22 protein-coding genes are annotated in these 21,011 nt (G+C 28.6%); 15 read left to right on the plus strand and 7 right to left on the minus strand.

Features of this window, described 5'->3' with window-relative positions; translation table 11 throughout:
- Position 1: 1 nt before the first annotated feature.
- From MK083_03580 to MK083_03610, 7 genes are read left to right on the plus strand one after another with little or no spacing between them, the layout of a single operon-like run.
- Positions 2-769 carry a LamB/YcsF family protein gene (locus tag MK083_03580; GenBank protein MCH2673533.1) on the plus strand — a complete coding sequence of 256 codons (768 nt, stop codon included), beginning with the start codon at positions 2-4 and terminating at the stop codon, positions 767-769.
- On the plus strand, positions 766-1,434 hold the full coding sequence (gene pxpB, locus MK083_03585; GenBank protein ID MCH2673534.1) for a 5-oxoprolinase subunit PxpB: 669 nt from the start codon (positions 766-768) through the stop codon (positions 1,432-1,434). The genes MK083_03580 and pxpB overlap by 4 nt, the downstream gene beginning before the upstream one ends.
- Positions 1,427-2,464, plus strand: coding sequence for a hypothetical protein (locus MK083_03590; GenBank protein ID MCH2673535.1), 1,038 nt, complete (start codon positions 1,427-1,429; stop codon positions 2,462-2,464). Before pxpB ends, MK083_03590 begins: the two co-directional genes overlap by 8 nt.
- 3 nt (positions 2,465-2,467) lie before the next feature.
- Positions 2,468-2,851 carry a hypothetical protein gene (locus tag MK083_03595; protein MCH2673536.1) on the plus strand — a complete coding sequence of 128 codons (384 nt, stop codon included), beginning with the start codon at positions 2,468-2,470 and terminating at the stop codon, positions 2,849-2,851.
- 4 nt (positions 2,852-2,855) lie between these two features.
- Positions 2,856-3,308, plus strand: coding sequence for a hypothetical protein (locus MK083_03600; GenBank protein ID MCH2673537.1), 453 nt, complete (start codon positions 2,856-2,858; stop codon positions 3,306-3,308).
- 21 nt (positions 3,309-3,329) lie between these two features.
- The gene (locus MK083_03605) at positions 3,330-4,529 is read left to right on the plus strand and encodes a sodium ion-translocating decarboxylase subunit beta (protein MCH2673538.1); all 1,200 of its coding nucleotides are present in this window, start codon (positions 3,330-3,332) and stop codon (positions 4,527-4,529) included.
- Positions 4,530-4,536: 7 nt separating this feature from the next.
- Positions 4,537-5,292 carry a sulfite exporter TauE/SafE family protein gene (locus tag MK083_03610; protein MCH2673539.1) on the plus strand — a complete coding sequence of 252 codons (756 nt, stop codon included), beginning with the start codon at positions 4,537-4,539 and terminating at the stop codon, positions 5,290-5,292.
- A gap of 37 nt (positions 5,293-5,329) precedes the next feature.
- Here MK083_03610 and sodN read toward each other — a convergent pair whose 3' ends face one another.
- On the minus strand, positions 5,330-5,755 hold the full coding sequence (gene sodN / locus MK083_03615; GenBank protein MCH2673540.1) for a superoxide dismutase, Ni: 426 nt from the start codon (positions 5,753-5,755) through the stop codon (positions 5,330-5,332).
- A 146-nt stretch (positions 5,756-5,901) separates the two neighbouring features.
- Between sodN and MK083_03620 the strand changes: the two genes are divergently transcribed.
- Positions 5,902-6,252, plus strand: a complete 351-nt coding sequence (locus tag MK083_03620) for a S26 family signal peptidase (GenBank protein ID MCH2673541.1) — start codon at positions 5,902-5,904, stop codon at positions 6,250-6,252.
- Here the strand turns inward: MK083_03620 and MK083_03625 are convergent.
- From MK083_03625 to MK083_03640, 4 genes are read right to left on the minus strand one after another with little or no spacing between them, the layout of a single operon-like run.
- Positions 6,249-7,520, minus strand: a complete 1,272-nt coding sequence (locus MK083_03625; protein MCH2673542.1) for an FAD-dependent oxidoreductase — start codon at positions 7,518-7,520, stop codon at positions 6,249-6,251. The two genes, MK083_03620 and MK083_03625, sit on opposite strands and share 4 nt — an antisense overlap.
- A complete protein-coding gene (locus MK083_03630; protein MCH2673543.1) occupies positions 7,517-8,416 on the minus strand; it encodes a squalene/phytoene synthase family protein in 900 nt (299 codons plus the stop codon). The genes MK083_03625 and MK083_03630 overlap by 4 nt, the downstream gene beginning before the upstream one ends.
- A gap of 4 nt (positions 8,417-8,420) precedes the next feature.
- On the minus strand, positions 8,421-9,074 hold the full coding sequence (locus MK083_03635) for a hypothetical protein (protein ID MCH2673544.1): 654 nt from the start codon (positions 9,072-9,074) through the stop codon (positions 8,421-8,423).
- On the minus strand, positions 9,075-10,097 hold the full coding sequence (locus tag MK083_03640; GenBank protein ID MCH2673545.1) for a polyprenyl synthetase family protein: 1,023 nt from the start codon (positions 10,095-10,097) through the stop codon (positions 9,075-9,077). It abuts the gene before it with no gap.
- Between the two features lie 235 nt (positions 10,098-10,332).
- On the opposite strand from MK083_03640, the gene MK083_03645 reads away from it, so the two are divergent.
- The 4 genes from MK083_03645 to cysS are packed head-to-tail and all read left to right on the plus strand — an operon-like array spanning position 10,333 to position 15,635.
- Positions 10,333-10,623, plus strand: a complete 291-nt coding sequence (locus MK083_03645; GenBank protein ID MCH2673546.1) for a MerR family transcriptional regulator — start codon at positions 10,333-10,335, stop codon at positions 10,621-10,623.
- The gene (locus MK083_03650) at positions 10,620-13,139 is read left to right on the plus strand and encodes an AAA family ATPase (protein MCH2673547.1); all 2,520 of its coding nucleotides are present in this window, start codon (positions 10,620-10,622) and stop codon (positions 13,137-13,139) included. The genes MK083_03645 and MK083_03650 overlap by 4 nt, the downstream gene beginning before the upstream one ends.
- Positions 13,140-13,145: 6 nt before the next feature.
- On the plus strand, positions 13,146-14,297 hold the full coding sequence (gene ispF / locus MK083_03655; protein ID MCH2673548.1) for a 2-C-methyl-D-erythritol 2,4-cyclodiphosphate synthase: 1,152 nt from the start codon (positions 13,146-13,148) through the stop codon (positions 14,295-14,297).
- A 3-nt stretch (positions 14,298-14,300) separates the two neighbouring features.
- Positions 14,301-15,635 (plus strand): cysteine--tRNA ligase, encoded by a 1,335-nt coding sequence (gene cysS / locus MK083_03660; protein ID MCH2673549.1) that lies wholly within the window; start codon positions 14,301-14,303, stop codon positions 15,633-15,635.
- Here the strand turns inward: cysS and secG are convergent.
- Together secG and gatB are read right to left on the minus strand one after the other, a co-directional pair.
- Complete coding sequence (secG, locus tag MK083_03665; GenBank protein MCH2673550.1) at positions 15,632-15,844, minus strand: preprotein translocase subunit SecG; 213 nt, start codon at positions 15,842-15,844, stop codon at positions 15,632-15,634. The genes cysS and secG overlap by 4 nt on opposite strands.
- Before the next feature lie 9 nt (positions 15,845-15,853).
- A complete protein-coding gene (gene gatB, locus MK083_03670; GenBank protein MCH2673551.1) occupies positions 15,854-17,317 on the minus strand; it encodes an Asp-tRNA(Asn)/Glu-tRNA(Gln) amidotransferase subunit GatB in 1,464 nt (487 codons plus the stop codon).
- A gap of 108 nt (positions 17,318-17,425) precedes the next feature.
- On the opposite strand from gatB, the gene sufB reads away from it, so the two are divergent.
- Genes sufB through sufD form a run of 3 tightly spaced genes read left to right on the plus strand, consistent with a single transcriptional unit; the run spans position 17,426 to position 21,008 of the window.
- Entirely contained in the window at positions 17,426-18,889 is a 1,464-nt protein-coding gene (sufB, locus tag MK083_03675; protein ID MCH2673552.1) for a Fe-S cluster assembly protein SufB, read from the plus strand.
- Positions 18,890-18,939: 50 nt separating this feature from the next.
- Positions 18,940-19,698, plus strand: a complete 759-nt coding sequence (sufC, locus tag MK083_03680; GenBank protein ID MCH2673553.1) for a Fe-S cluster assembly ATPase SufC — start codon at positions 18,940-18,942, stop codon at positions 19,696-19,698.
- Between the two features lie 2 nt (positions 19,699-19,700).
- Positions 19,701-21,008 (plus strand): Fe-S cluster assembly protein SufD, encoded by a 1,308-nt coding sequence (gene sufD, locus MK083_03685; protein MCH2673554.1) that lies wholly within the window; start codon positions 19,701-19,703, stop codon positions 21,006-21,008.
- The last annotated feature ends 3 nt before the right edge of the window (positions 21,009-21,011 follow it).

The following is a 21,011-nucleotide window of genomic DNA, read 5'->3' on the forward strand; positions in this document are numbered from 1 at the left end:
TATGAAAAAATTTATAGACATAAATGCCGATATTGGAGAATCGTTTGGCAGTTATAAACTTGGTTTTGACGAAGAAATAATTAAATATATTTCTTCTGCTAATATAGCTACAGGCTTTCATGCAGGTGATCCAAATTGGATGAATCATACTATAAATTTGTCTCTAAAAGAAGGTGTATCAATTGGGGCTCATCCTTCCTATCCAGATTTATCTGGATTTGGTAGAAGAGATATGAATCTTAATCCTGACGAAATCAAGAATATTATTAAGTATCAGGTTGGTTCAATGTTGGGTTTTGTAGATATAGAAAAATTACAGCATGTTAAACCTCATGGAGCTTTATACAATAAAGCAGTCAAAGATAAAGATATTGCAAAAGCAATAATTGAATCAATTAAATCAGTAAGTACAGAATTAATACACGTTGTTTTAGCAGGATCATTATGGGAGAATTTAGCAAATGAAGCTAATGTTAAGTATGTCAGAGAAACATATGCCGACAGAGAATTTATGTCTGATGGATCCTTGACTCCAAGATCAATTCATGGCTCTGTTATTGAAAATACTACTAGAATTATTGAAAGAACTTTGAAACTTATCAAAACAGGTAATGTAGACTCATTTCAAGGCGATGAAATATCAATAAAATTTGACTCAATATGTCTTCATGGTGACACTAAAGGGTCTGTGCAAATTGCCAAAGAAATAAGTGAATCTCTTAAAAAGAATAATATAGGCATCAAATCAATGTCTAACATTTTGGCATGAAAAAAATTAGCATTAATTTTCACGGGGACTCAACATTAATACTTAGTTTTGGTGAAATTATTGATGAAAAATTGAATATTGAAGTACATAAATGTACTGATTTTCTTAATAGTAAAATACTTAATTGTTCTTATGTTATTGATATATATCCTACTTATAATTCTATAGTAATTGATTATGACCCCCAAAAAATATTTTATGAAGATATAAAAAAAGAAATAGAAATATTATTATCAGAAATAGATATATCTAATGATGAAATTATTACTCCAAAGATTATAAATATTCCAGTAAAATATGGAGGTGATAATGGACCTGATCTTAAAAGAATGTCCCAATCTCTTAAGATTTCAGAGGATGAAATAATAAAAATTCATAGTTCTATAAATTATAGAGTTTATATGTTAGGGTTTATGCCTGGTTTTCCATATTTGGGAGGATTGGATAAAAAAATATCATTCCCCAGGCTAAATAAACCAAGATTATCTGTACCTAGTGGTTCAGTTGGAATTGCAGGTGACCAAACAGGTGTTTACCCTTTTAAGTCACCTGGAGGTTGGAATATTATAGGTAAAACTAAATTGAAATTATTTGATAGATCTAATGATCCTCCAAACTTAATTTCAACAGGAAGCTATATCAAGTTTACAATAGACAATGATTAATATTATTAACTCTGGATTATTTTCAAGTTTTCAAGATTTAGGTAGATTTGGTAAAAAGTCTTTGGGAGTTTCTCAATCAGGTAGCTTAGACAAATATTCTTTTATGATATCTAATATTTTGTGTGGAAATAAGATTAATGAAGGAGCAATTGAGATTATTGGTGGTGGATTTTTATGTGAATTTTTGAATTCTGTTTCAATTTCAGTTTCAGGTCCAATTGGTTATTATCTAATTAATAATAAGTGTGTACCTATTAATTCTTCAATTAAGGTAAATAAAAATGATGTTTTAATGATTCCTTCAAATGAAAATGGTAACGTTTTTTATTTTTCTATTGCTGGAGGCTTTGATATTGAAGAAATTATAGGTTCATATTCATATCACCAACCTTCTAATATTACTGACAAACTCAAGATATCTTCTGGCCAAAATTATCTTATGAAAAAACCAAATTCTGAATTCCAAAAAATGATAAGTCCGTCCTTTTATCAAAAATATCTTAAACCAGTAAATGATATAAGTATAATTTTTGATAAAAAAATAGAAGAAAAAAATAAAAAAATAGTTAATAAATTACTTTCAAATGAATTTACTATTTCTGATCAATTATCAAGACAGGGAATCAAGCTCAATTGTAAGGAAAAATTGGTTCATAGAATTGGAAATGAGATTTCTTCAGGAGTATCCCTAGGAACTGTACAATTACCTCCAAACGGAGAACCTATTATTTTACTAAATGATTCTCAAACAACTGGAGGATATACTAAACTTGGAAGGATTCCTGATTTTGAAATATCGAGAATTGTACAAAGTAAAACTTTTAGTAAAATAAAATTCAAAAAGACTGATATTTATCAATCTAGTGAAGTTATGAAATCTATGGATTCAGAATTTAATTCGATAAAATTTTCTGATTATTTTTTATCTATTCACAAAATAAAAGACTCTTTTGTTTCAGTTCAAATTTCTGAAAATGGTAGTATAATAGCCATATCCAATGAACAACTAATAAATATTAATAAGGAATGATTTGTGGATAATGTTTTGATAGATGGCTTTTACTTGTCGGGTATAGGTACTTTAGTTGTTTTTTTAGTTCTGATCTTGTTACTGATTTCAATTAAGATTATTACATTCTTTGAAAATAAAAATAATTTAGATGAATTGGAAATTTCTCAAAATTCTGTGAAGCAAAATAAAACAAAAGGATTGATAAATATTGCTGCGGCCATGGCTGTAGGTTTATATAAAAAAGAGAAAACTAACTTAAATGATGTTGCGGCTGCGGTAGCAGTTAGTTTATATAAGAAAGATAACCTTTCAGAATCTAAATTGGTTGAACCATATTTGGTGGAATCTTCATGGGTAACAATTAACAGATCAAGAATGTTATCAAGAAAAAATAGAAGGATATAAAATTTTGTCTAGAAAATATAATCTAAAGATAAATAATCAGAGCTTTTTAGTTGAAATATTGAGTGAGTATGAAGGGATATTTAAAGTCAATGTAAATGGTACTATTGTTGAGGTAATGGATACTTCAATATCTTCAGATGTACCAATAAAAAATAATTACTCAGATCAAGAAAATAACTCTCAAATACAACTAGATACTGAAAAAGAAAATATTTCTCCCAATCAATCAAATGATAAAAGAAATTCTGGTCAAATTAAGGCAATGATGCCAGGAAAAGTATTAGAGATTTTAGTAGAAATAGGTGATGAAGTATCATTAGGTACTCCACTTATGATTGTTGAATCAATGAAAATGGAGAATACGATTAGCTCTACTATGTCAGGTAAAGTAAGCAATATATTTATATCAATTGATGACAGTGTTCAATATGATCAAATCATGATTGAAATTGAATAATAATCTAACGAAAGAAATTTTATGATTGAATATATTGAACCATTACTCGAAGGAATAGAAGATCTAATATCAAATCCTGGAATGGTTATAATGTGGTTAATTTCTGGATTACTTTATTATTTTGGAATTTATAAAAAGAAGGAACCTCTTTTACTAATTCCAATATCAACTGGAATATTGTTAGCAAACCTACCTATGGGTGAACTTTTGAGAACAGGAGGAAATGGAGAGCCCGAAGGATTTATTAGGATTTTTCAAAATATAGGAATGTCAACAGATGTACTCCCTCTACTTATTTTTCTTGGTATGGGTGCTTTGACTGATTTTGAACCAGTTTTATCTAATCCCAAAACTCTGTTGTTAGGTGCAGCTGCACAGTTTGGAGTTTTTATTGCCTTAGTGGGGGCGCTATTAATTAGTTTGACTCCCATTTTTGATTTTGGACTTTTAGAAGCAGCATCAATCGGAATAATTGGTGGAGCTGATGGTCCTACTACCATATTTATATCAACTAGAATGAGAGAAATAGGCGAAAGTATTGTAAATTATGATATTAAAGATATTGTTGGAGCTACTGCAGTAGCAGCCTATTCCTATATGGCCTTAGTTCCAATAATTCAACCACCAATAATTAGGCTTTTTACTACAAAAAAAGAAAGACTAATTCGCATGGAATATTCTTCTAAAAATATTACTAAGAAAACTAAGATAATTTTTCCAATTACTACAATTATTATTGTAAGTATTTTAGTACCTGATGCATCTCCTTTGATTTCTATAATGATGTTTGGTAATTTACTTAGAGAGTCAGGAGTTGTAGATAGACTAGCTAAAACTGCTCAAAATGAATTGATGAATGTTGTAATTATATTATTAGGTCTCTCTGTTGGAGCAACTATGCCCGCAAAAGTTTTCTTAAGAGTTGAAACTATTTCAATTTTTATTCTAGGACTAGCATCTTTTATAATTGCTACTATTTCAGGAATTTTATTAGCAAAATTAATGAATTTATTTCTCAATAAGCCTATCAATCCGATGATAGGAGCAGCAGGTGTGTCTGCAGTACCTATGGCTGCTAGAGTTGTTCAAAATGAAGCTTCTAGAGAAGACCCTGATAATTATTTACTTATGCATGCAATGGGACCAAATATAGCTGGAGTAATTGGTACAGCCACCGTAGCAGGTGTATTGTTAGCCGTAGTTCCACAATTAGTGAGTTGATTCTTTAATGGAACTATCTATCTATATTTATATAACTCTTTTTATTTTATGTTCCTTAATTGGATTCTTCGGTGGGCTTTTGGGAATTGCTTTAGGAGCTGTAAGATTACCTATTATTATTTTTCTTGGAGTTGAACCAATAATTGCCGCATCAACTAATCTTTTGGCTGTTATTTTTGGCTCAACCGCAGGTTTATTCCCTGCAATAAAGCAAAAAAGAGTTCCAATAAAATCTAGTATTAATATTGCTATCCCTTCTATGATAGCCGCTTTTTTGGGAGGATACTTTGCTGTAAACTTGTCTGAGTTTTTTCTACTATTAATAATAATAATTTGTCTGATAATTTCTGGTACAGTAATGATTTTTTATAAAGCTGAAGCTAAGGCAATCACGAACGATAAAAAGAGTAGATTTAAGGAATTATTAGTTGGAGTATTAGTATCTTATTTTGGAGGTATTGTGGGTTTGGCTTTAGGAGTCTTGAGAGTTCCAGCATTAGTATATTTCCTAAGAATGAATATTAAGACAGCAGGTGGAATAAACCTTTTTTTATCAGTTTTAGTTGGAGTTTCTGCCTATTTAGGACATTCTTTTTCTGGGAAATTTGATTATATATTAGTATTTTGTGTGGTTTGTCCAACTATTATAGGGATGTATTTCGGATCTAAGTTTGTACAAATTGCTAACCAGGAACAGCTTAGAATATTATTGGGAGTAATTTTGATTTTATTATCTTTATTTATGACTTTAAGACTTCTATAGATGGATTTCTGTTACCATCTATAGAAATCTGAGTAATTTATTTTTTAGTTTCCCAAAAAATATCCCCAATCTCTTCTAAAGCAGCCTTAAACTCTTTTGCTTTATCAAGATCAACATTGACTTTTACATAAGATCCTAGCTTACATGCATTCCAAACTTTTTCATGAAGATCAGGATATTTTTCTAAATGCTCAGGTTTAAAATAGTCTGTCCATATAACTAAAATATCATCTTTAGCTTTTTTTGCATGTTCTTCTTTTGCAGCTACATATCTGGCCATTGAGTTGCCTAGTGAAGCGGAAGGTCCGCTTGAAAAATCTAATTCTTCAAGTAATTCTGTCATTCTTACTACTGTCTGTGCAGCTTGAATGGCATCCTTAGGATCATATATTCCACATGGAATATCACAATGACAGGTAACTTCGGTTATAGGTAAAATTTTATCTAGTAGATTAGCTAACATTTTTTCTCCTTGTTATTATTATTTCTATATTTATAAAATATAATATGCTAATTTTTTTTAATTTCATGTTGTCTATGCTTAAAAAATCTATAAATAAAATAATTTTTAGAAATAGATACATAAAAATAAAAATTAAAGGGTCTAGTATGGCTCCTAAGTTTGTAGAAAATCAAACCTATATTGTTGATAAGAATTTTAGGGTTTCAAAATTAAATAGATATCAACCTATTGTTTTTTTTTGTGATATACACAATTTATATCACCTCAAACGACTAGTGGCATTTCCTGGTGAAAGAGTTCAGATAATCAATAGAAATATTTATGTTGATAATAAAAAAATTTCTGATGACATTTATAATTTTAGTCTTAATAATTTAGTATCAAAAAACTCATTTTTTTGTATATCTGATAACTCTTATTATGTGGGTTTAAATTGTGATTCTTTGAAAAATGGAAATATTTCAAATGATAAGATAATAGGAATTATAGTTACCTAAAATTCGTTCCGCACCAATATGTCCGAAGATAAGCAAGCTGATTCCATAGTATTAGGTAATTTATCAATGATCCAATCTCCAACAAAATGAATGTTTTTTATTCTTAATAGTTTTTTAGCGTCATTTGTTCTTTGAGTAGCTTTTGGAGATCTTATTACTAAACTTGAGATAGTTCTAACATCATTATTTATACATAGTTGTTCTCTTATTTTTTTTTCAAAATTTCTTGTAAGATCAGAGTTTTTAACTTTCAAAAGATCATCTGTATCACTTAGAGATATGATTATTTTTTGTGAAAAAGTATTAAATTCGTTACTATCTTGTGAAAATACCCACTCTAAATCTGAGTTTGAAAAAGCAACATAATCCTCATCCATAACTTTTTTATTGAACCAATAAACAATATTAATTATGGAAGAGTTAATAATTTTTATATTTTCTTTTCGAATCTCCATAAGATTAATTGTGCTTTCAAGATTTGTTCCTATTATTACTTTCTTTGATTTAAATTTATTCTTTTTAGTTTCAATTATTATATTTTCATTTTTTTTATTGATTTTTTCTACTTTTTCAAAAATTATTTTCGAATTATTTTTTGAAATAAATTCCTTAAAAGGCTTTTCAATAATTTTTAAAATTGGTTTTTTTGAATATCTAATAGAAATATTTTTTTTTGGATCAAAAATCATATACTTGAATAAGTTATAAGCATCATGATTATCAAATTTTTCTAAACTAATATTGAATGCTGGTTTACAAATTATTTCCCAAAATTTTTTTATAGTTTCTTCATTCTGTTTATTTTGTTTTAACCAAAATGAAAATGGAATTTTTTTTTCATTTTTGGTATTGAGTGATTTCAGTTTTATTAGTCCATATAAGACAGAAAGTCTATTTTTGAAGCTTAAACTTTTATAACTTAAAACACTTGATATTAAAGATAGGGGATATATACTAATTTTTGATTTAATATAAAATTTTTTATTATTATCAATGACTGGAATTTCTAAATTTCTCTTATTTTCAAAATGATTTTCTAATTTAAATTTCTTAATAATTTTATAGAAATTTTGGTATGTTTCTAAAAAAATATGTTGTCCAATATCAATTTCACCATATTTATTTGATATATAGCCAGCTCTACCACCTAGATTTTTTTTTTGTTCAAAAATCTGCACCTCGTAGCCTTTTTCAATTAGCTTAATAGCACAGTAAATAGTTGAAATTCCGCAACCGATTATTGAAATCTTTTCTTTTTGGTTCTTCATTTTAGTAAAAATGTCTTGATAATTGAATTTATAATTATATAAATTTTATCTAATCTATTTGTTTTTGGTTTATTATGTAAAGATTTATATGAATAGGTTTTTATTTTTTTGAGAACTTTTTCACCAGAATCTAGGAAAATTTGTATTAATATTGCATCTTTTTTTCTTAATAATCTAGGTAAACACTTTCCAGAATTATAAAGATTTTTATTTATATTTATCATCTCATCTAAAAATCTGTTAAACTTTCTTTTTGATATTTCATCAAATTCAAATTTATTTTCAAATATATCCTTAGAAATATTATTTTTGGTCATTATTTCAATTGGCATATATACTCTTCCAATTTTTTTATCCTTAATAATATCTTGTAAAAAATTTGTTATTTGTAGTCCACTACAAATGTAGTTTGAAAGCTTGACTAGTTTTTTATCTTTATAGCCTAAAATAGCTAAAACAATTTCACCTACTGGATTTGCAGAAAATTCACAATACTCTAATAATTCCTTAATGTTTTTATATTCTTTTTTTTCTTGATCAATTTTATTGGCTTTAATTAATCTCAGAAAAGGATTGATCTCTAAATTATGTTTTTTAATTGTTTTTTGTAATGCTATGAAGGTTGGCAAAGTTGCTTTATTTTCAAATGCTTTTTTTAATTCTTTTTCCCAAATGTTTAGCTCTAGTTCTTTGTTTCCATTTGAATCATCACCGATAAAATCAACACCTCTGGAAAATGCATACAAACTCAAAAAATCATTCATTTTTTCTTTACCTATAAAAAACATTAGAACAGGAAAGTTTTCATAGTTATCTTTAGCAATTTTATGGCAAATTTTTAATGATTCACTATACGAAACTCTTTCTTTTTTTATTGGGAAAAGTAAATTATTCATTTGACTATAGTTTTGATATTTTAGATAAAATTTTTTTTTGTTGAAGCTCTCCTAAAAATTTTCTGATATGCAATCTATAGAATAAAAAAAGCTTGAAAAACTCCTTAACTTTTTCAATACCTTCTAATTTATGAGAATTTTCCAATGGGAATCCGTTATTTATAATTCTTATGATAGAAAAATTGTGATTTTCAGGATTAACTAATTTTGATATTTTATTAGAATTATTATCTATAAAATTAGCTTTTATATTCTCATTTATCCATTTTTTGGCATTTCTTCTTTTTGAAATATCTTTATTGAATTCTAATTCCAATCCTGATCCTATTCTGTGCTTGATATTTTCTAATTCCAAGACATCACAAATTGATTTATTTAGATCATGGGATGTCTCTATCCATCTATCTGCACGAGGAATTGACCAGTCTACGGGTTTAGAATTAATAACTAAAGTTTCTTTTGCAACTATTATTTCATTATTAGTTATTTCTTCATTTGTCTGAACGGCAAAATCTATTGAAATTATATTCTTAGGTTTTTTATTATCTATAATATTTTTTAGCTCAAAAAGATCGTCATTTTTCTTTATTTTGTAAACTATACTTTGTTTATCATTATTTATAAATTTAAGTTTTTTATTTAGAATTATTAGGTTCATTTATGCCTTTCTATACATAAGAAAAGTATTTATTTGATCTAATATATTTTTATAATTTTGATCTATTTCTAGATTACGTATAGTACGATTGCATTCATTAAACTTGGATTTTAGAATATCTTTACAATAAAATTCAACCTTATATTTTTCCATTAATTTTAGAATTAAATCTTTAGAATGTTCGTTAATATTTTCTGATAAGAATATATTTTCAATAATTCTCTTGTCATCTTTTTCAGCGGATTGAATTAGATGCAATATTGGTAAAGATTTTTTTTTCTTCAAAATATCACTACCAACAGGTTTACCTAATTCTTTATCTCCCCAGATACCTAGGTAATCATCCTTAATTTGAAAAATTTGACCAAATAGTTTGCCTAGAAGAGAAAAATTTGAGATATTTTTTTTGCTAGTTTTTTCTAAGCTAGATCCTAAAATAGCTGATGTTTCTATAAGTGCACCAGTTTTTTTTTGTATCATATCAAGATAATTTTCTACATTGATTTCAAACTCATTTTCATATGAAATATCAAGAAATTGACCTTCTATTACTGATAGACAAGTTCTGGATATTAACTTTCTGAGGAATATTTTTTTGTGATCAAGTTTATTAGGTAATAAATTTATTGATTTACTAGCTAGTGCGTGCATAGAATTTCCTGAAATAATACCTTTAGATTCTCCCCAAATTTTCCAAACTGTTTTTCTATTTCTCCTAATTTCATCTCTGTCTTCAATATCATCATGAATTAGAGAAAAATTATGGAATAATTCAATTGACATAGCCAATGGTAAAACGTTATTTTTTTCCCCACCTAATGATTCGTTTACTAACATCATTAATGAAGGCCTAAATGCCTTACCGAAGCTTTGTGATTTCTTTCCATTCTCATCTATCCAACCTAAAAAGTACTTATGACTGAAGTACAAATCATCTTGCAGGTCTTTATAGAAAGACTTTGTGTAAGTAAATATTTCATTTTGATATTGATCAAAAATTTTCGGTAATGACAACTTATTCATATGAATTCTAATTATAAGTAAATTATATCCTTCATATTACCTTTATAACAATATTGACTAATAATATAAAATAATAATATATCTTATAAATAAGTTATAAGATAATATATATATAAGGTATCATATTATATTAATTTTATGTTATAATAAAAACTATATAAGAAAGGTTAAAAAAATTAGTTTTTCAAGAGAAGATCCAGTATATGGGATAGGAATAGTTGCAAAAATTGTAGGGTTGCATCAGCAAACCTTAAGAAATTATGAACGTTGGAATTTAGTTATTCCTTACAGATCTCCGGGTGGAACTAGATATTATTCAATAATCGATATTGAAAAAATTGAGAAAGTTAAGGATTGGATTGAAAAATTTGGTATTAATCGTGCTGGAATTGAAATAATTACTGATTTGATGAAAGAAATAAGTGATCTAGAAGAAAAAATTAGCTATTTAGAATCAGAGCTTATTCGATATAAGAGTAGAGGGTCAATGAAAGAACTACCAGAAAGAAATAGGAGATTTTTATGATAACTTCAGAAATATGGTCTAAAGATTCAATGGATGAAAATCTAAGAGAAGTTTACGACATAGGTAGGCATTATGTGGATCAAGTTTATAATAGTCATTACTACACATTAGATCACCTAATGCTTGCTCTACTTGATAATAAAAGAGCTGTGGAGATCTTAATGACTGCAATAAATGCACCTGAGGATAGAAAAAAGAAGTTTTTAGTTTCTTATAAATCTAGAATTGGTCAAAAAATAAAATCTATGGGTAACTATGATCAATTAGATTTTATTCCAAATATAATGAATCCTATTTATGAATTTTCAATTAAGCAAGCAGAGTTTAACCACATGCAAGAAATATCCGTAGATTTAGTGCTAATGGGTATAGTTCAGGTAGTCAAGAATTATCCATATGAACTTCCATTTGAAACACAAAATCTTATTCTAGGATCTCGCTTGACTGTTGGTAATTTAGCTGCAGCAATTAATGTTGTAAATTCACAAAGACCTGATAGTACACATTATAATGATCAAAAAGAATCTGTTAATTTTGACGATGTAAAAAATAGTTCAGAAGAAGATAAGCCTAAATATGAAAATCTAGATAAATATTCTATAGATCTTACTGCTTTAGCACGTGAAAATCTTATAGATCCAATAATAGGGAGAGAAAAAGAAATAAAAAGAGTGCAGCAGATTCTTTCAAGAAGAACTAAGAATAATCCAGTTGTAATTGGTGATGCAGGTGTAGGTAAAACCGCTATAGCAGAAGGTTTAGCACTAAATATTGTAGGAGGTAATGTGCCAAATTCTATGAAAGGAAAAAGGCTACTTTCATTACAATTGGGTCAATTATTAGCTGGAACTGGCGTAAGAGGGGAGTTTGAAGAAAGACTTCAATCTATCTTAAAAGAGATGGAAGAGGCCAAAGGTGAAATCATTCTCTTTATTGATGAGATTCATACTGTTGTTGGAGCTGGTTCTGGTGGTGGTGCTCTTGATGCATCTAATATGATGAAACCTGCACTAGCAAGAGGTAAACTCCAAACAATTGGTGCGACAACACCTGATGAATATAGAAAGTATATTGAATCAGATCAGGCGCTTGAGAGAAGATTTTCTCCAGTTTCTATAAATGAGCCTAATATTTCTGATTCAATTAGTATGCTTGAAGGTCTAAGATCTAAATATGAAAATCATCATGGACTAAAAATTTCTGATGAAGCCATAAAATCAGCTGTTATACTTTCTGATAGATACGTTAAGAATAGATTTTTGCCTGATAAGGCAATTGATCTTATGGATGAAGCATTATCCAGAGCAAATATTGATAATCCAGATATACCATCACAAATTATTGATTATGATAAACAAATTGAATCTTTCCAAGAAGAAGAGGATTTCCTGTTTTCAAAAAATGATGATTCGTCAGCAGATGAGATAAGAAAGAAACGAATTTTACTACTAGAAAAGAGGAAAAAAGAATTTGAAAAGTGGAAATTTAATAATCGTCTTATAGAGATTGTCAAAGCGGAACATGTTGCAAAGATCGTAGCTGATAAAACTGGTATTCCTGTCGATAACTTAGTTGAAAAAGAGGCTAATAAATTATTAAAACTAGAAGAAAGGCTTCATGAAAGAGTTATAGGGCAAACTAATGCAGTTGAAAGTATATCAAATGCAATAAGAAGGAGCAGGGCAGGATTACAAGATCCCACTAAACCTATTGGTTCTTTCATTTTTTTAGGACCGACAGGCGTAGGAAAAACAGAATTAGCCAAATCACTAGCAGAGTTTTTATTTGATGATGAAAATAGTATGATTCGAGTTGATATGTCAGAATACAAAGAGAGTTATTCAATGGCAAGATTGATAGGGGCTCCTCCAGGATATGTAGGATATGATGATGCTGGACAGTTAACTGAATCTGTCAGAAGAAATCCTTACAGTGTTATACTTTTCGATGAGGTAGAAAAAGCACATCAAGATATATTTAATGTGCTCCTTCAAGTACTTGATGATGGAAGACTCACAGATGGTCAAGGAAGAACAGTAGATTTTACAAATACAGTGATTATAATGACATCAAATATAGGTACAAATGTTGTAGGTAAAGAAGCTTTGGGCTTTAATAAAAAATCTGAAAAATCTGAAGAAGAAATATCTGATGCAGTAAATGAAGCCCTAAAATCATACTTCAGACCAGAATTCTTGAATAGAATTGATGAAATTATTATTTTTGACTCCCTATCTAAAGCTGATTTATATAAGATCGTTGATAAAGTATTTTCTGAATTATCAATTAAATTATCAAAATTAGGTATAAGAATAACAGCTGGTAGAAAAGTTAAAGATTGGGTCGCCGAAAAAGGATTTGATAAATTTTATGGTGCAAGGCCTTTGAAAAGACTACTTCAAAAACAAATAGAAAATAAAATTTCTAAAATGATAATAGCAAAAGAAGTAAAGAATGGAGACACAATTTCTCTCAGACTTAAGGAAGATCAGATAATAATATCTAAGAAATTATAAAAATATATGAAACCTTCAAAAAAAATATTAGCGATAATTCTTGCTGCTGGTCAGTCTAAGAGATTTAAGAGTAACAAACTTTTTTTTGAAATAGATGGTAAACCTGTACTTCAAAGAACTATTGAAAATATTAATGGTGTAGATGAAATTATGTCAATTTTGATTGTTGGTAATAAACAAAATAAATCCGATATTAAAAGTTTATTAGATCAAATAAAATCAAAAAAGCAGGTGTACTCTATTTCAGGTGGAAATTCTAGAGCAGATTCTCTAGTATGTGCTATTAATTTTATTAATGAAAATAAACTTAAATTTGACTTTTTAGTTATTCATGATGGAGCTAGGCCTTTTGCTAAAAAAGAAATTTTTAATGAAGGACTGAGATATATAAATGATTATGATTCGGTAATATTTGGACTAACACCAACAGATACTATAAAAAAAATTACCGATGATAATTTTGTTGAAAAAACTCTTATTAGAGACAAATTAATAAATGTTCAAACTCCTCAATTTTTCAAGGATAAAGTTCTTATAGAAAGCATTAAATTCAATCAAGACTTGAATTTGGTTACAGATGATTCTTCTTTTTTAGATGATACAAAATACAAGGTAAAAGTATTACCTGGGGATATAAATAATATAAAAATTACAACTCAAAATGATGTAATGAACTCTACTTTTTATGGTATTGGATATGATTTGCATAAACTTATCCCTTTTGAAAAATTGAGACTTGGAGGTATAGACATAGATTTTCCTTTCAAGCTAGAAGGTCATTCTGATGGAGATGTATTAATTCATTCCATAATTGATTCTTTACTAGGTGCATGCAATCTAGGAGATATAGGAAAGTTCTATCCTTCAACTAAAAAAGAACTTAAGAACATAGACTCTACTCAAATGCTAGCTGAGATTTCAGATTTTGTTTATAAGAAAGGTTTTGAGCTTATATATTTGGATGTAACAGTTATTGCTCAGAAGCCTAGAATATCAAATTACACAGAGAAAATGAAAATAAGCCTTTCTAATATTCTTAATATTAGTGTAAATAATATAAATATTAAAAGTACTAGTACAGATAATATGGGTATAATTGGATCTGAAAAAGCAATTGCAAGTCAAACAATAGCAACTATCAAGAAAAATTATAAATAATTTATGTTTTTGTATAATTCACTTACTAGAAAAAAAGAAAAACTAATAAAAAAAAATGTAAAAATGTATGTTTGTGGAGTTACTGTATATGACAGACCTCATCTAGGCCATGCCTTATCTACTGTTACATTTGATGTTCTACACAGATACCTAGAATATAAAGGATATAAGGTAACTAGGGTTCAAAATTTTACAGATGTTGATGACAAAATAATTAATAAATCTAAAGAATTAAGTATAACTGCCCAAGAAGTTGCTGATAGATATATTGAAACTTTTTTTGAAGATATGGATGCATTAGGAGTCAGAAGAGCTGATGTTCATCCACGAGCAACAGAAGATATGAATGAAATAATTGAACTTATATCTTCCTTAATAGATAAAAAAGCAGCATATAGTTCTAATGGTAGTGTTTATTTTGATGTTTCTTTTGCATCCGACTATGGTAAATTATCCGGACGTAATATTGAAGAAGAGATTGACGGAACAAGAATTGAAAATGATCCTGATAAAAAAAATGTAGAAGATTTTGCTCTCTGGAAAAAGGCTCCAGCTAGTGAGCCTCATTGGAAAAGTCCTTGGGGAATCGGTAGGCCAGGTTGGCATATTGAATGTTCAGCAATGGCAAAAAAACACTTAGGAGATACTATAGATATTCATGGGGGAGGTTTAGATTTGGTTTTTCCTCATCATGAAAATGAAATTGTTCAGAGTGAGTCTGCATCAGGGCTAAAACCTTTTTCAAAAATATGGGTTCATAATGGATTACTAAAGAGATCAGGTGATGAAAAAATGAGTAAATCTCTTGGAAACTCATTTGATGTTAGGGATGCTCTAGGCCAATATTCTGGTAATTCTATAAGACTTTGGATTTTACAAAGTCATTACAGGCAACCCAGTACTCTAGATGATGATTCATTATTAATTGCCCAAAAATCATATCAAAGAATAGAAAGAGCATTATTATTAGATGGATCAAAAGGTTTTAATTCTAAAAATTTTTTGAATGAATTTGAATCCTCAATGGATGATGATTTGGGAACACCTTCTGCAATAGCAACAATTTTTAATTTGGTTCATGAAATTAACGTTTGTAATTCAAAAAAACAAGGTATTTATGAGGGAGTAATTTTGCTAAAAAAAATGTTAGATATTTTAGGATTTGATACCAAAACAAATCATATTGAAGATGAAGAAATAAATAAATTATTAGAAAAAAGAAACAAATACAGAGACGAAAAAAATTATCAAGAAGCAGACAAAATAAGAGATTATCTATTAGAAATGGATGTTGAAATTTTAGATTCTAGAGAAGGCTCATCTTATAGAAAAATCTAAAATCTAACATTCAAAACTGCAATTCCTACAAATACTATTATAAGAAGGATTGTAAGCCGAAATAATATTTGCTCAATTCCTCTCCTTGATCTGAATGAGCCGTCGGATTGACCGAACAAACCTGCTGAACTCCCTCTCGTTTGAAGTAAAATCACAATTACAATAATAACTGCAAAAACCATCATTAGTATTGAAAATATTAGGTCCAAATTACATCCTTATTGTTTTTTTTGTTCTAAATTTTTTGATATCAATTCCATTGAAATTTTAGGATCAGCTTGTCCCTTTGTTTCTTTCATTACTTGTCCTAGAATAAACTTTTTAGACTGTTCTTTACCTGCTAAAAAGTCTTCTACAGCTTTCGGATTATTTTCAATTATATTATTAATTTTATCTTCTAGCTCATTTGAGTTAGATATTATTCCTAAATTTTGGTTAGAAATAATATCTTCAGCTTTTTTTCCAGTATTCCACATTTCTTCAAATACTGACTTAAGGATTTTATTATTTATAGTATTTTTATTATAAATATCAATCAATTTTGATAAATCTTTGGGTTCGAATTTTATATTTTTAAATGTTATATCTGTATCTAGATTTAATAACCTATTAAATTCTCCATTCATAATATTTGCAATATATTTTATTGTTTCATTATTATAAAATTTCTTAGAAATGTTACTAATTGTTTCTTCAAAAAAATTAGAAAAATTTATTTCATCGCTAAGTAATTTTGCATCATAATCACTTAACTCAAATACTTTAATGTACTTTTCTTTCCTTTTTTCAGGAAGAACAGGTAATTTTTCTCTTATGTTATTAATCCAGTTATCCGTTAATCGTAGCGGGGGGATATCGGGCTCTGGGAAATATCTATAATCATTAGATTCTTCTTTTGTTCTTTGAGATATTGTGATAGATTTTTCTTCAATCCAACCTCTTGTTTCTTGGATAATGGATTCTTTATTTTTTATACATTCTATTTGTCTATTTATTTCATAATTAATTGCTTCGGCAACTGCTGAAATTCTGTTCATATTCTTGATTTCTACTTTTGTTCCAAGAATTTCAGAGCCTTTTTCTCTAATACTTATATTTGCATCACACCTAAATGATCCCTCTTCCATATTTGCAGAACCTACCTCTATATATCTAATTATCTGCTGAAGTTTCTCAATGTATTCGATTACTTCTTTGGAAGAACTTAAGTCAGGTTCAGTAACAATTTCCATCAATGGAGTTCCAGATCTATTGATATCTAATAAACTATAATTTTCATTTTTTGAGTTAATATGGGTCAATTTTGCAACATCTTCTTCCATGTGAACTCTATTAATTCTAATTTTCTTATGATTTGAAAGTAATAGACTACCTTCTGTACATATTGGTTGATCAAACTGAGAAATTTGATAACCTTTCATTAAATCTGGATAAAAATATTGTTTTCTATCAAATTTGGTAAATTTTGAGATATGGCAATCTAGTGCTAGTCCAATTTTTACTGCACTTTCAATTGCTTTTTTATTGACAACCGGCAAAGCACCAGGTAATCCCATAGAAGTAGGGTCTACTAAAGTATTCGGTTCAGAATTTTGATACTTAGCACTTGACATGCTAAACATCTTAGAATTTGTATTTAGTTGAACGTGAGTCTCTAAGCCAATAACTGCTTCGTATTCCATAATAAATTTTGAAAGATAATATTTAGTCTAAGAAATCATTTTATATTAGTTATTATAAGATTATAATAGTAATAGGTAGATAAAAAAATATTTCAGGAGTAACTATTTATGCCTACACCAGACAGTATATCAAGAGAAACAGATCTCTCAGGAATGGAATACAAATGGGGATTTACAACTGATGTTGATACAGAACTCGCACCCAAAGGTATTAATGAATCGATAGTTGAGCTTATATCAACAAAAAAAGGAGAGCCACAATGGATGCTTGATTGGAGAATGAGAGCATACAAACATTGGGAAAAAATACATAAACAACAAAAAGAGCCAACTTGGGCTAAAGTAAATTATCCTCCAATAGATTATCAAGATATATACTATTATGCAGCTCCAAAATCTATGACTGAAACGCCCAAATCATTAGATGATGTAGATCCTGAAATGCTAGAAACTTTTGATAAATTAGGTATCCCTATTAATGAAAGAGAAAAACTTGCCGGTGTAGCAGTTGACGCAGTTTTTGATTCGGTTTCAGTTGCTAATACTTTAGATGATCAACTGAAAGATATGGGAATAATTTTTTGTTCTTTCAATGATGCAGTAAAGAACCATCCTGATTTGGTGAAAAAGTATATAGGATCTGTTGTACCATATTCTGATAATTTCTTTTCATCACTAAACTCAGCTGTATTTTCAGATGGATCATTTGCATATATTCCCCCTGGAGTAAGGTGTCCCGTAGAATTAATGACTTACTTTAGAATTAATACTGAGGGATCTGGTCAGTTTGAAAGAACATTGATAATTGCTGATGAAAATGCTTATGTCTCATATCTTGAAGGTTGTACTGCTCCTTTTAGAAAAACTTCACAACTACATGCTGCAGTTGTTGAATTAGTGGCTCTAGAAAATTCAGAAATTAAATATTCAACTGTTCAAAATTGGTTTCCCGGAACTAAAGAAGGAGAAGGAGGAGTATATAATTTTGTAACAAAAAGGGGTAAAGCTAGTAAAAATTCAAAAATATCTTGGACTCAAGTAGAGACTGGATCTGCCATAACCTGGAAATATCCGTCTGTAATATTACAAGGTGATAATTCAACGGGAGAATTTTATTCAGTTGCTTTAGCAAATAATCACCAGCAAGCAGATACAGGAACAAAGATGATTCATATTGGTAAAAATACTAAATCTACAGTAGTATCCAAAGGTATATCAGCAGGAAAAGGTCAAAATACTTATAGAGGGCAAATAAAAATAATGCCCTCAGCAGACGGAGCTATGAATCATACTCAATGTGATTCTCTCTTAATTGGTGATAAATGTGGAGCACATACTGTTCCATATATTGAAGTTAAGAATTCTTCTGCTAGATTAGAGCATGAAGCATCCACCTCAAAAGTATCAGAGGATCAATTGTTTTATTTGATGTCAAGAGGATTGTCTGAAGAAGAGGCTAATCATATGATTATCACAGGTTGGAGTAAAGATGTTATTAAGGAACTACCTTTTGAATTTTCGCTTGAAGCTTCTCAATTGCTTAAAGTTAGTCTTGAAGGCGCAGTGGGATAAAAATTTGGCGAGCCAAAAACTAAAAATACTTTTGAATTGGAGATAATAATTTGTTAAAAATCAGTAACTTAAAAGCAAAAGTCATCGATAATGATGAGATGATATTGAATGGTATAAATCTTGAGGTTAACGAAGGTGAGATTCATGCCATAATGGGGCCAAATGGTTCTGGGAAAAGTACATTAGCTAACGTATTAGCAGGAAGACCAGATTATGAAATAACTAATGGAGATATACATTTCAATACACAATTAATCAATGATTTACCTCCTGACGAGAGATCTCATCTAGGAATGTTTCTAGCGTTCCAATATCCATCGGAAATTCCAGGAGTGAGGTCCTTCCAAATGCTGAAGTCATCTCTAGACGCAAAAAAAGATTATCATAATGAAAAAAAATTATCAGTAAGGGAATTCTCTAAACTCTACGATCAAAAAGTTAAAGACTTGGGTATTGATGTTGATCTAACTAAAAGATCCTTAAACTTTGGTTTCTCAGGTGGTGAAAAGAAAAAAAATGAGATTCTTCAATTATCTGTTTTAGAACCTAGTCTGGCTATACTTGATGAAACTGACTCAGGATTAGATGTTGATGCTTTGAGAGAAGTTTCTGAGGGGGTTAATGCTCTTAAATCTTCTAACAGGTCTTTCATAATAGTTACTCACTATCAAAGAATATTAAATTATATAGAACCTGATTTTGTTCACATTTTAGTTGATGGCTCTATAGTCAAGTCAGGAGATAAGAATTTAGCTTTAGATATTGAAAATAATGGATATGAAAAAATTATATCAGGGATAGAAAAATAATAATGACAACAAAAGATTTTATCAGAAGTGCAAATAATATATTTGAACAAAATGAAATATCAAATATGCAAATAAATGAGCTTAAAAAAGATGGCTGGAAGAATTTTAGTGATTTTGGTATGCCTCCCAACAAACATACAGAAGAATTGTGGAAATATACAAATTTTTCAAAACTTCAAAATCTTAACTTTTCTAAACCATCTAAATCAACTTTTGATTTATCAAATAATCTTAACGATTTGATAAATTTATCTTCAAATAATATATACATTGTTAATGGTTTCTATGATTCAGAAAAATCTAATTTTTCAAAAAATATTATTATTGAGAATGAGAAAAATATTAATAAATTAGATTATTTAGTTTCTCACATGGGTACAATAGCAAAGAATGAAGAAAACGAAATGCTTGCCTTAAATTCCTCTCTTATGAGTGATCCTATATTTATTTCATTAAAAAATAATTCAACTGAAATTAGTACAAATATTTTTATCATATCTACTGATGATAAAATTACCTTTTCTTCTACTCCAAGACTTTTTATTGAAGCATCAGAAAATTCAAATTATGTAATAAATGAAATTCATATAAATCTATCCTCTGAAAAAAATCAAACTTTAGAAATTCCAGTTTTAGAGTATTTGCTTCAAAAGAATTCTGAAATTAATCACAAAAGAATTCAACTATCTTCTGAAAGTTCATATTTTTTTAATTTCGATAGAGTACAGCAAAATGAAAACTCAAAATTTAATTCGGTTTCATTTTCAACTTCAGGTGAGTTATCAAGATTTGATATTCACACTGATTTAATTGGAGAAAATTCAGAGTGTTCATTCCATGGATTATATATAACTGATAAAAATCAGCATCAAGAAAATGAAATATCAACAACTCATTCAGTAGGTAGATGTTCAAGTGATCAAATGTTCAAAGGTATTTTAGCAGGAAAATCAAGAGCTGTTTTCAGTGGTAAGGTTCTAGTTAAGCAAGATGCCCAAAAAACTAAAGCTTTTCAAAAAGACTTAAACTTTCTATTATCTGAGGAGGCAGAAGTGGATACTAAGCCAAGCTTAGAAATTTACGCAGATGATGTTGAATGTAGTCATGGAGCTACGGCAGGTAATATGGATAAAAGTATGCTATTTTATCTAGAGAGTAGGGGTATCAATAAAGATGAAGCAATGTCCATGCTCATTAAGGGATTTGCTCAAGAAATCATTGATGAATTTGATGATATAAATATTATTTCTATCTTGGAAAGCATATTAGAAAATAAAATTAATATTCTAGATATTCAAGGAGTTATGTAAAAA

Source organism: Dehalococcoidia bacterium (assembly GCA_022451965.1).
Taxonomy (GTDB): domain Bacteria; phylum Chloroflexota; class Dehalococcoidia; order Lucifugimonadales; family Lucifugimonadaceae; genus TMED-70.